Raw genomic sequence first — 10,613 nt, 5'->3', positions numbered from 1 at the left:
GCCAACTCCGAAAACTTGTGCTGACTGGTTGTCAGACCAGAGACGCCTGCGCTGCGGCGCGCTCAACCCTGACGGCGCTGTACGGTATTTTCTCCCGCAGTGGTACATACAAAACCGCAATAGCTGATAGACGGAACCTCGTCTGGCGATCATCCGGGCTGTGGGCTATGAACCCTGGAGTTGCGCCGCGGCGCAGCCCATGACCCCCTTGAGGAGCCCTGCGATGCGTCTTCCCACAATTATCCTGGCCGTCACATGTCTTGCGGGCGCAGCTTCAGCCGAGGACCTGTCGGGCACGCTCCAGAAGGTCAAGGAGACGAAGAAGATCACGCTGGGCTATCAGGAGGCCTCGGTCCCCTTCAGCTATCTCGACGGCAACCAGAAGCCGATCGGCTTTGCGATGGATATCTGCCTCAAGATCGTGGATGCCGTGAAGAAGCAGCTCAGCATGCCCGACATCGGCGTCGACACGCTCGCCGTGACGTCGTCGAACCGGATTCCGCTGATGGTCAACGGCACCCTCGATCTGCACTGCTCGGCGACAACAAACAACGCCGACCGCCAGAAGCAGGTCGCCTTCACCAACACGCATTTCCTCAGCGCGACGCGGTTTGCGGCCAAGAAGGCCGCGAAGATCAACACCATCGACGATCTCAAGGGCAAGGCCGTCACGGCGGTGGCAGGCTCGGTCAACCTGAATCAGCTCGCCAAGGTCAACACCGAGCGAAATCTCGGCATCAGAATAATGCCGGCCGTGGATCAGGCCGAAGCGTTCCTGCTGCTGGAAACCGACCGCGCTCAGGCTTACGCGCTCGACGACGTCCAGCTTGCGGTCGCGATTGCGCGCTCGAAGGAGCCGGCGCTGTTCATGATCAGCGAAGAGACGTTCTCGAAGGCCGAGCCCTTCGGGATCATGCTGCGGCGGGAGGATGCGCCGTTCAAGGCGCTGGCCGATCGCGCGACCGCGGAGCTTTACGCGAGCCCGGAGATCGAGGTGCTCTACAAGCGCTGGCTGGAATCGCCGACCCCGCCGAACGGCCTCAACTACAATGTCCCGATGTCGGCGGCCTTGCGCAACGCCTTCAGGAAGCCGAGCTCGAGCGCCGATCCTGACGTCTACGTGGTGAACTGAGGCGAGGGCGCTAGCGCGCCCGCGGCGTGTCCAGCAATTGGCCCGCCAGCGCCGCGCCGATCACCGCAATCGCGGCCATGGCGAGCGCCCAGGTCGCGAACAGCCGATGACCGATCAGCGCGCCGCTCAGGAGCGGTGCGCTGATATTCGCACCCGACATCAGGGACTGGTTGAGGCCCATGATCATGCCCTGCCGGTTGATTGCGGTCGAGCGCGACAGCTCGGCCGTCAGCGTGCTGCGCGCGAACATGGTGCCGACGATGATCAGTGTCAGGTTGATCGCGAGCAGGCCGACATTGTCGCGGGCCGCAAGTCCGGCAAATCCGAGACCCATGCAAGCGAACGCGGCCATCACGATGCTGCGGTCTGACGCGATGATGCTCACACGCGTGATGAGCAGTCCCTGAACCACCATGTTGATGAAGCCGGCATAGGCGAACATCCAGCCCAGCTCGCGCGCGCCGAAGGGATGTCCGTCCCAGGAGAACCGCGCCGACAGGAACAGGCCGATCTGCGACAGGAACATCGAGTTGACGAAGAAGAACACGATGAGCAGGCCGAGCAGCCGCCAGGCATAGCGCAGGCCGAGCAGGCTGCGGGTCAGCGTCGGCTCTGGTACGCGATGCTGGTAGAGCGGCTCGGACGCCGGGTGATCCGGCGGGAGCAGGGCGATCGTCGCAACGATGCTGATCAGCGAGAGCGCGGCCGCGGCCCACACCGGCGCGGTCTGGCCGTAGTGCACGAGGAAGCTCGAGAGAGCAGGGCCGAGCAGCAGCCCGGTTCCGATCGCACCGCTGGTCATGCCGAGGGCCTGCTTGCGTGTTGCCGGCGCGCTGTGCTCGGCGGCATAGGCGTGAGCGACCGAGATGTTGCCTGATGTCAGGCCGTCGATGATGCGTGCCAGGAACACCAGCGTCAGGTTGCCCGCCAATGCGAGCAGGATGAAGCCGATGAAAGTCCCGATCTGGCTGACGACCAGAACCTTCCGCCGGCCGTAGCGATCCGAGAGCATGCCGACCACGGGGCCGGCAACGAGCTGACAGACGGCATAAGCCGAGATCAGCGCGCCAAGCAGGAACGGCGTCGCGCCGAGCCGCTGCGAATAGAACGGCAGCAGCGGCAGGATGATTCCCATGCCCGTGGCGTCCACAGCGACGACCACGAAGGTCGGGACCAGCGTCAGCGTGCTCTCGCCCGCTATCGTCTCCCTTGCCTCGGTCGCGGAACCCGGTCCCATCCAGCGCTGTCCTCGTTCGCATTTGCGTGATCGATTGCGACACGCCGGATTATATAGTTGCAGGCTAATAGTTCGCGTCCTATCTAATTTGCATGGCTCCCTCGCAGGCTCATATCCACGGCGAGATCGGCCGTCTGATCGCGCGACTGGCCCGCATCTGGCGCCGCGAGTCGGATCAGGCGCTGTCCGATCACGGCCTGTCCTATGCGACCGCGATTCCGCTGCTGGTGCTGTCGCGGCAGGGCGAGAACGTGCGCCAGGGCGTGCTTGCCGACGAACTCGGCATCGAGGGGCCGTCGCTGGTCCGGTTGATCGATCTGCTCGAGGCCGAGGGGCTGGTTGAACGTCGCGAGGATCCGAGCGACCGCCGTGCCAAAACGCTACATCTGACCAAAGCGGGCGAGGTCAAGGTCGAAGAGACCAACCGGGTGCTGCGCCGGGTCCGGGCGAGCCTGCTCAAGGATATCGGCGCGGACGAACTTGCGATAACCTTCGAAACTCTTCAGCGCATCGAGCAGCGGGCCAGTCGCCTGCAGGACACCAAGACCGGTCCAGAGACGAAATAGCATGCGCGCAGACGAGCCGTTCCTGGTCCGCCACGCGGACGTCATTTTTGCGTTGAAGACGTTTGCAGCGTCGATGCTGGCGCTCGTCATTGCCTTCGCCATGGACCTGCCGCGGCCCTATTGGGCGATGGCGACGGTCTACATCACCTCGCAGCCGCTGGCGGGCGCGACCAGCTCAAAGGCGTTCTTCCGCGTCATGGGCACGCTGGTCGGCGCCACCATGACGGTGGCGCTGGTGCCGAACCTGATCGATGCGCCGGAATTGCTTTGCCTCGCGATCGCGCTCTGGGTCGGGCTCTGCCTCTATCTGTCGCTGCTGGATGGCACGCCGCGCAGCTATGTCTTCATGCTGGCGGGATACACGGTCGCGTTGATCGGGTTTCCCTCCGTCTCCGAGCCCGGCGCCATCTTCGATACCGCCATTGCGCGGGTGGAGGAGATTTCCCTCGGCATCATCTGCGCGAGCCTCGTCTCCACCATCGTCTTTCCCCGCAGCGTCGCGCCAGCCGTTGCCAATCGCGTCGACGCCTGGCTGTCGGATGCGCAGCGCGTGAGCCAGGCGGTGCTGCTTCGTCAGGGAACGAGTGAAACGCGCCGCGGCAGGCGACTCAAGCTTGCGACCGACATCGTCGAGATCGACACGCTTTCCACTCATCTCGCGTATGACCGGCTGACCGATCGCAATGTGGTGACTGGCCTCGGCGAGATCCGGCTGCGCATGCTGATGCTGTTGCCGGTGATCGCCTCGCTGGAGGATCGGCTGGCAGCGCTGGGGAAGGAGGCGTTGCGCCGGCAGCCCGAGCTGAAGCGGCTGCTGGAGGATCTTGCGCAATGGATTGCGAGCGATGTCGGCGCGCGGCAACCGGCCCAGCCGATCCGCGCCATGATTGCAGAGCGACAGGCGGTGCTCGATGACAGCGCCTCATGGGAGCGGATCATCACCACGAGCCTGCTGTTGCGGCTGCGCGAGCTGGTCGACCTCTCGCGCGACTGCCGCGTGCTCAGCGAGGCCATCGCCGAGAGCCGCAATGTTTCGACGCTCGACCTGGCCTTCCGTTCCGAGGCCGGCGCCGCGCCGGTGCGTCATCGCGACCGTGGCCTTGCCTTGTGGTCGGCAGCAGGCGCGGCCACGGCCATCCTGATCTGCTGCGCGTTCTGGATCGGGACCGGCTGGCCCGACGGGGCGTCGGCGCCGATGATGGCGGCGGTCGCGTGCTCCTTCTTTGCCGCGCAGGACGAGCCCGCACGTTTCATCCGCAGTTTCGGCCTGTGGTCGCTGGTCGCCATCGTGGTCGTCGCGATCTATCTGTTCGCGCTGGTGCCCGCGATCTCTCATATCGAGGTTCTGATCGTCGCGCTGGCGCCGACCTTCCTGCTCTACGGCTTCCTGATCGGACGGCCGGCAACGGCGGGAACAGGCATGGCCCTCGCGGCCAACACCGCAACGCTGTTGGCGCTGCAATCGACCTACAGCGCGGATTTCGCATCCTATGCCAATTCCGCGGTCGCCTTCTTCGTCGGCGTCGTGATCGCCGAGCTCGTGACGCGGATCGCGCGCGGCGTGGGCGCGGAGTGGGTCGCCCATCGCCTGGTGCTGTCGAGCTGGAAGACGCTCGCGGTCGCTGCCGAGCGCCGTGGCAAGCATGATCGGGCGGAGTTTGCGGGCCTCATGCTGCATCGGCTCGGGCTGCTGGTGCAGCGCATCGCCTTCCTCTCCGAGAGCGATCGCCACGATGCCGACAGCCTCGTGCAGCTTCGAATCGGGATCAATATCATCGACCTGCGCCGCGCCCGCTATGGGCTTGCCGCAACCACCATTGCCGTCATCGACGACATGCTTGATCAGCTCGCGATCGCTTGCCGCAGCCATGCCGGTGGAGGAATGCCGACCGAGCTGTTGACCAGCGTCGATCGGGCGCTGGCCAAGGCGGTGACGGATTCCAATGACCGCGCGCGCGAAGACGCTCTGATCGGCCTCGTCGGCATCCGCCGCGGCCTGTTCCCGGACGCACCGGCCTACCGGCCGCGTACAGGCGCGAGTGTTGCCGCATGAGATACGTGATCGACATCTATGGCGTGCTCGTGCCGGCGTTACTGCTGTGGATCATCGTCGCCTATGTCCTGAGCGCGATCCTGCGCCGGCTCATGCAGCGCTTCGACCTCTACCGGCTGGTCTGGCACCGTGCGCTGTTCGATTTCGCGATTTTCGTCTGTCTTCTCGGCGGCGTCGTCTATCTCTCGGAGTTTTTGCCATGAAGGGGAATTTCGCCTGGTTTGGCCGCCTTGCGCTGACCGTTCTCGCCGTCGTCGCCGCGCTCGCGGTCGGCCGTGAACTTTGGGTCTATTACATGGAGCAGCCTTGGACCCGCGACGGCCGCGTCCGTGCCGACGTGGTGCAGGTCGCGCCTGACGTCTCCGGGTTCGTTACGGAGGTGCTGGTCAAGGACAACCAGAAAGTCCATCGCGGCGATGTGCTGTTCCGGATTGATCGCGAACGTTTCGCGCTGGCCTTGCGGCAAGCCGATGCATCGGTGGCGGGTCATCAGGCCACGCTCGACCAGGCCAATTCCGATTTGAAGCGCTACAGCGCGCTGACCACCGACGCGGTGTCGCAGCAGAAGCAGGAGCAGGTGTTGGCCACCCAGCTCCAGGCCAAGGCGGCGTTCGATCAGGCCGTCGCCGACCGCGCGGTCGCCCAGCTCAACCTCGATCGCAGCGAGGTCCACGCCTCCGTGAACGGTGTCATCACCAACATGGATCTGCGTCCCGGCGCTTACGTCACGGCCGGCAAGGGCGTGATGGCGCTGGTCGACACGGATACGTTGCACGTGGAGGGTTATTTCGAAGAGACCAAGCTCGCGCGCATCCGCACCGGCGACAAGGTGCGGGTCCGCCTGATGGGCGAAACGGTCACGCTGTCGGGCCATGTCGAGAGCATCGCCGCCGGCATCGAGGACCGCGACCGCGCTGAGGGCGCGAACCTGCTTGCCAATGTCAACCCGACCTTCAGCTGGGTGCGGCTCGCCCAGCGCGTCCCCGTGCGCATCGCGCTGGACAATGTCCCCGACACCATGTCGCTCGTCGCCGGCCGCTCCGCGACGGTAGAGGTATTGGACTAACGCAACGAGCCCATGGATCGCGCCTGGCTTGGGGAAAACCGCCAACAGGCGTTTCCAAGCCAAATCGCAGGGCTAATCCTGACGCGCTTGTGTGAGTCGGGGGACCGTATGGGCGTTTGGTTTTTAGTCCTGGCAGCCTGCGTCGTCGGCGCGTTGCTCCTTTTGGCATTCTGCCGATAGAGCCGCGAGCGGACGCAAATGTTGCTGCGAAGCATCAGCCAGCCGTTGAATAGCGGTTCCAGACCGATGGTTTTTGACTGTGCATGGATGACCGCGTTCACTTCCGGGATCGGAGGCGGACATGAGCTGGTTGTTTGTGTTTCTCATTGCCGCGAGCGTAGTCGTTCTGATCGCCCATGCGATTGACGCGATGCGTTCATGATACTGCCTGCGACTCGGTTTCGTCGGTAGCTAGGTAAGCGACGAAATTGTTCCGAGGCGGGCGAGTGTCAATTTGAGGAACCTGGTCCTGCAGGCCAAGGTTGTCACAGCAGGAGGAATACGATCATGCTTGCGTTCTATCTGCCGATCATCATTTTCGGAGCGATGCTCGAAGCGATTTCGAAGCAAAATGTGTCTGCACCCATCCAGGAGCCGCCAAGCATCGATTAGACTTCGACGTTCAGGCGTTCCGTTCGGGACTGACGAACCAGCGTCTGCTCAGGCATTCGTGTATTTCTTCAGCTCGAACCGAGCGATCTGGTTTCGGTGCACCTCATCCGGCCCATCGGCAAGCCGCAGCAGGCGCGCGGTCGCGTAGGCTTGGGTCAAGCCAAAATCGTTCGAGGTGCCGCCGCCGCCATGGGCCTGGATGGCCCAGTCGATGATCTGGCAGGCCATGTTGGGCACGGCGACCTTGATCATCGCGATCTCCGCCTTCGCGACCTTGTTGCCGACCGTGTCCATCGCATAGGCGGCGTTGAGCGTCAGCAGCCGGGCCTGCTCGATCATGATGCGGGCTTCCGCGATTCGCTCCTGCGTCACGGTCTGCTCCGAGACCGGTTTGCCGAAGGCCACGCGGCTGCGCACGCGGCGGCACATCTTTTCCAACGTGCGCTCGGCAAGGCCAATCAGCCGCATGCAGTGATGGATGCGGCCGGGGCCGAGGCGGCCTTGTGCGATCTCGAAGCCACGGCCTTCGCCCAGCAGCATGTTCTCCTTGGGCACGCGCACATTGGTAAAGACGACCTCGGAAGCGCGGTCGGGCACGCCGTAGAAGCCGAACACGGGCAGCGGACGCTTGACCTCGATGCCCGGCGTGTCCATCGGCACCAGGATCATGGATTGCTGCTTGTGGCGGTCGGGATTGTCCGGATCGGTCTTGCCCATGAAGATGCAGATCTTGCAGCGCGGGTCGGTCGCGTTGGTCGTGTACCATTTCCGCCCGTTGATGACGTAATGGTCGCCGTCGCGCACGATCGAGCTTTCGATGTTCGTCGCATCGGATGATGCGACCGCGGGCTCGGTCATGGCGAAGCAGGAGCGGATTTCGCCAGCGAGCAGCGGCTTCAGCCAGCGCTCCTTGTCCTTCTCCGTGCCATAGCGCTCCAGCACCTCCATGTTGCCTGTGTCGGGCGCCGAGCAGTTGAACACTTCGGGCGCCAGATGCGTGCGCCCCATCACCTCGCAGAGCGGGGCATATTCGAGATTGGTGAGACCCGCGCCGTGGCCGGACTCCGGCAGGAACAAATTCCAGAGACCTTCGGCGCGCGCCAGCGGCTTCAGCTCCTCGACGACGGGATAGACCTTCCACGGTCCGAGCTCTTCCGCTTCGCGATAGAAGCGCTCCTCGTTCGGATAGATGTGCCGGTCCATGAAACTTTCGAGCTTGCGCTTGAGTTCGACGACTTTGGGCGACATCGGGTAGAGCATCTGGACCTCCTGTAGATCAAGCAGCGCCTGCACGCGGGGCCGGCCTGCATCAGAATCGAGTCGGCGATAGCGGCGCTTGCCTCATCGCATTTTCATCGGCGCGGCTCCGCGCAAATCGCGTCAGAGCTCACCTGTTGCGTAGCGATATTAACGCCCATTCATGCGTTGTCTTGCGTTTGTGCACCGAATGAGAAGCGCGTGGGAAACAATCGGCAACTGTGACTTTGACGCGACTGGCAATCCGAAAGGTCGTGCCTAAGATCGGCCTCAATCAAAAGTGGGGGCAGCAGTCATGACAACACAAGGGGACTACGGAAGCACATCCTTACGGATCGCGCGCCCCTAGTTCGCCAGTCGATAGGACGCGGAGCGCATTGTCCTAGACTGCGCGCGGGTTCTTCCAACAACCGGTAGTTCGTCCCGTCGATCCGCAAGCTGCGCGGTCGCCGGTTTCGTTCGTTCAAAAGCAAGCAAGGGCTTGATCCAAACGTTGCATCTCAAGGCACAATCTAAAATAGAGAACTATACGAGAAGCAATCTTTAATTCGAAAAGGAAATGGACATCGACATGCACACGCAATCAGGACGTTCCGTCACTCACCGCATCAGACTCGCCGCCGCCGTTGCAGCGGTGAGCGCGATTATCACTTCACCTGCTTTCGCCGGCGGTCCGCTGCCTGCACCCGTCGTCTCCTGGTCTGGATTCTACGCCGGTGTCCATGGCGGCTGGGGATGGGGGAAGTCGGAGTTTCGCGATCCCCTCAACAGCCCCGCCAACAATCCGTTCTTTGCCTACTACAACGGACCGCTCGCGGGCGGGCAGCTCGGCTACAATTGGCAGCTGGGCAACTATGTCCTTGGTGCCGAGGTCGACGGCTCCTGGTCCTTCGTGAAGGGCAACACCAGCACCTCGCCCCTTCTCACGTCGAGCACCACCAACGGGGTCGGCTACACCGCCCTTGCGACCGCGACGGGCCGTGTCGGCTACGCATCGGGCCAATGGCTCGCCTATGCCAAGGGCGGTGCCGCCTATGCCCGCATGGAGCTCTCGTCGCGGTTCACCCCGGAGATCACCAACTACAACCGCGAGCTGTTCGGTGCCGTCGGCGGCGTCGGCCTGGAAGTGGCCTTCCTGCGCAACGTCTCCGCCAAGGTCGAATACAACGCGATCTTTCTCCCCACCGAAACGCTCCACTGGGTGAGCGCGGACACGACGTCCGAGATCAAGCATTTCGTCCAGGTGGTGAAGGCCGGCATCAACATCCGCTTCAACGGCGACGGTGGCCTCCCGCGTTAATTCCCCGGCACATCGAAACAACATTCAACAGAAATCCTCGGAGACAACGTCATGTCCACCATGTCCAAGATCGCCGCAGTCGTCACCGCCGGCCTCGGCGCCATGATCGCCGCACCAAGCCACGCCGCCGCTCCAGTCGAGTACGTCAAGGTCTGCTCCTTGTACGGCGCCGGCTTCTTCTACATTCCGGGCACCGACACCTGCACCAACGCCAACCAGATCGCGACGAACCAGTTCGATCTCGCGCGTGCGCAGACCCGCGCTTCGACCGGCACCGCGATGGCCGCGTCGCTCGTCGCGCCGTGGCTTCCGACCGGCACCAATTACGCGGTCTCGACCCACTGGGCGACCTATGACGGCCAGCACGCAGCGGGCTTCTCAGGGCTCGTGCGGGTCTCCGGCAATTTCGTGTTCTCGGGCGGCTTCTCGCTCGGCCTCGACAAGGGAAGCCTCACGTCCCTCACCAACCGCACGCAGACGGAATTCGGCACGGCGATCCCGGCGCAATCGTGGAGTGACGTCCGTGGCCTCGGCCGCGCGGGGTTCATGTACGCCTGGTGATGCACGCGACGCTCGCTCCTAAAATTCATTCTGACATTTGAAAGACCATCCCATGACAATCTCTCTCTCGCGATCGGCGCGCCGCTTCCTCTCCTGCGTTGCTGCCGTCACGCCGCTTCTCGCGGCCATGCCGCTCACCGCCACATCCGCGAACGCGGCCGACATGACCGTGAAGGCTCCGGTCGTCGCTCCGGTGCCGCTCTGGAACGGCTTCTACATTGGTGCTCATGGCGGTTATGGCATGGGCAGCAGCCGGCTCGTCGACCCGAGCTTCGCATTCGCGCAAGATCGCTTCACGATGGACACAAAGGGCGCGCTCGCAGGTGCGCAGGTTGGCGCCAACTGGCAGTTCGACAACATCGTGGTCGGTGCCGAGCTCGATCTTTCCTGGGCGTCGATCAAGGGCAATCGTCCGTTCGATCCCGCGAACCCCATCTTGTCCGGGCTTTCAGTGTCGTACCAGGCGATGGCGACGGGCACCGGTCGCATCGGCTACGCGTTTGATAACGTACTGGCTTACGCCAAAGGCGGCGTTGCCTGGGCAAATGTCGCCTACCAGGCCTATGTCGGCACGGTTGCTCCGCTCGACGTGAACCACCAGCGGACCGGCTTGACCGGCGGCGTCGGCCTTGAATACGCGCTGACGAGCAATCTCTCGGCGCGACTGGAGTACGACTACCTGTATTTCGGTCCGGCCGCGATCGCGCTGAGCACACGGATCAGCACCCAGAACGTCGACCATGACCTTCATCTCGTGAAGCTCGGCGTGAACTACCGCTTCAACGGCGATGCCATCGTTGCTCGTTACTGAGCCGCGCCAACGTCACTG

10 protein-coding genes are annotated in these 10,613 nt (G+C 63.5%); 8 read left to right on the top strand and 2 right to left on the bottom strand.

All coding sequences use genetic code 11. The features are described 5' to 3' along the window. The first annotated feature begins 223 nt into the window (after positions 1–223). Positions 224–1,132: an amino acid ABC transporter substrate-binding protein gene (locus AC1DW2_RS18590; RefSeq protein ID WP_477006866.1), complete on the top strand. Its 909-nt coding sequence runs from the start codon at positions 224–226 to the stop codon at positions 1,130–1,132. A 10-nt stretch (positions 1,133–1,142) separates the two neighbouring features. On the opposite strand, the gene AC1DW2_RS18585 is transcribed toward AC1DW2_RS18590, so the two are convergent. Further along, positions 1,143–2,369, bottom strand: coding sequence for an MFS transporter (locus tag AC1DW2_RS18585; protein ID WP_477006865.1), 1,227 nt, complete (start codon positions 2,367–2,369; stop codon positions 1,143–1,145). Between the two features lie 92 nt (positions 2,370–2,461). Here AC1DW2_RS18585 and AC1DW2_RS18580 point away from each other — a divergent pair, with 92 nt between their 5' ends. The 4 genes from AC1DW2_RS18580 to AC1DW2_RS18565 are packed head-to-tail and all read left to right on the top strand — an operon-like array spanning position 2,462 to position 6,054. Beyond that, on the top strand, positions 2,462–2,935 hold the full coding sequence (locus tag AC1DW2_RS18580; RefSeq protein WP_063983920.1) for a MarR family winged helix-turn-helix transcriptional regulator: 474 nt from the start codon (positions 2,462–2,464) through the stop codon (positions 2,933–2,935). A gap of 1 nt (position 2,936) precedes the next feature. Beyond that, the gene (locus AC1DW2_RS18575; protein WP_477006864.1) at positions 2,937–4,988 is read left to right on the top strand and encodes an FUSC family protein; all 2,052 of its coding nucleotides are present in this window, start codon (positions 2,937–2,939) and stop codon (positions 4,986–4,988) included. Then, positions 4,985–5,191: a DUF1656 domain-containing protein gene (locus AC1DW2_RS18570; protein WP_028146630.1), complete on the top strand. Its 207-nt coding sequence runs from the start codon at positions 4,985–4,987 to the stop codon at positions 5,189–5,191. The genes AC1DW2_RS18575 and AC1DW2_RS18570 overlap by 4 nt, the downstream gene beginning before the upstream one ends. Next, positions 5,188–6,054, top strand: coding sequence for an efflux RND transporter periplasmic adaptor subunit (locus AC1DW2_RS18565; protein WP_166352395.1), 867 nt, complete (start codon positions 5,188–5,190; stop codon positions 6,052–6,054). The genes AC1DW2_RS18570 and AC1DW2_RS18565 overlap by 4 nt, the downstream gene beginning before the upstream one ends. A gap of 660 nt (positions 6,055–6,714) precedes the next feature. Here AC1DW2_RS18565 and AC1DW2_RS18560 read toward each other — a convergent pair. After that, entirely contained in the window at positions 6,715–7,926 is a 1,212-nt protein-coding gene (locus tag AC1DW2_RS18560) for an acyl-CoA dehydrogenase family protein (RefSeq protein ID WP_477006863.1), read from the bottom strand. A gap of 568 nt (positions 7,927–8,494) precedes the next feature. Between AC1DW2_RS18560 and AC1DW2_RS18555 the strand changes: the two genes are divergently transcribed. Genes AC1DW2_RS18555 through AC1DW2_RS18545 form a run of 3 tightly spaced genes read left to right on the top strand, consistent with a single transcriptional unit; the run spans position 8,495 to position 10,595 of the window. Then, positions 8,495–9,223, top strand: a complete 729-nt coding sequence (locus AC1DW2_RS18555) for an outer membrane protein (protein ID WP_477006862.1) — start codon at positions 8,495–8,497, stop codon at positions 9,221–9,223. Between the two features lie 51 nt (positions 9,224–9,274). Further along, positions 9,275–9,784: a porin gene (locus AC1DW2_RS18550; RefSeq protein WP_063983916.1), complete on the top strand. Its 510-nt coding sequence runs from the start codon at positions 9,275–9,277 to the stop codon at positions 9,782–9,784. A gap of 52 nt (positions 9,785–9,836) precedes the next feature. Next, entirely contained in the window at positions 9,837–10,595 is a 759-nt protein-coding gene (locus tag AC1DW2_RS18545; RefSeq protein ID WP_071915031.1) for an outer membrane protein, read from the top strand. Positions 10,596–10,613: the final 18 nt, after the last annotated feature.

The organism is Bradyrhizobium sp. P3_C3 (genome assembly GCF_056402655.1).
Note: the sequence above shows the minus strand (reverse complement) of the source record. Positions and strands in the feature narration are given on the sequence as shown.

Coding starts and splice junctions, on each gene's coding strand:
- AC1DW2_RS18590 (WP_477006866.1), top strand. CDS start 224: ATGCGTCTTCCCACAATTATCCTGGCCGTCACATGTCTTGCGGGCGCA.
- AC1DW2_RS18585 (WP_477006865.1), bottom strand. CDS start 2,369: ATGGGACCGGGTTCCGCGACCGAGGCAAGGGAGACGATAGCGGGCGAG.
- AC1DW2_RS18580 (WP_063983920.1), top strand. CDS start 2,462: ATGGCTCCCTCGCAGGCTCATATCCACGGCGAGATCGGCCGTCTGATC.
- AC1DW2_RS18575 (WP_477006864.1), top strand. CDS start 2,937: ATGCGCGCAGACGAGCCGTTCCTGGTCCGCCACGCGGACGTCATTTTT.
- AC1DW2_RS18570 (WP_028146630.1), top strand. CDS start 4,985: ATGAGATACGTGATCGACATCTATGGCGTGCTCGTGCCGGCGTTACTG.
- AC1DW2_RS18565 (WP_166352395.1), top strand. CDS start 5,188: ATGAAGGGGAATTTCGCCTGGTTTGGCCGCCTTGCGCTGACCGTTCTC.
- AC1DW2_RS18560 (WP_477006863.1), bottom strand. CDS start 7,926: ATGCTCTACCCGATGTCGCCCAAAGTCGTCGAACTCAAGCGCAAGCTC.
- AC1DW2_RS18555 (WP_477006862.1), top strand. CDS start 8,495: ATGCACACGCAATCAGGACGTTCCGTCACTCACCGCATCAGACTCGCC.
- AC1DW2_RS18550 (WP_063983916.1), top strand. CDS start 9,275: ATGTCCACCATGTCCAAGATCGCCGCAGTCGTCACCGCCGGCCTCGGC.
- AC1DW2_RS18545 (WP_071915031.1), top strand. CDS start 9,837: ATGACAATCTCTCTCTCGCGATCGGCGCGCCGCTTCCTCTCCTGCGTT.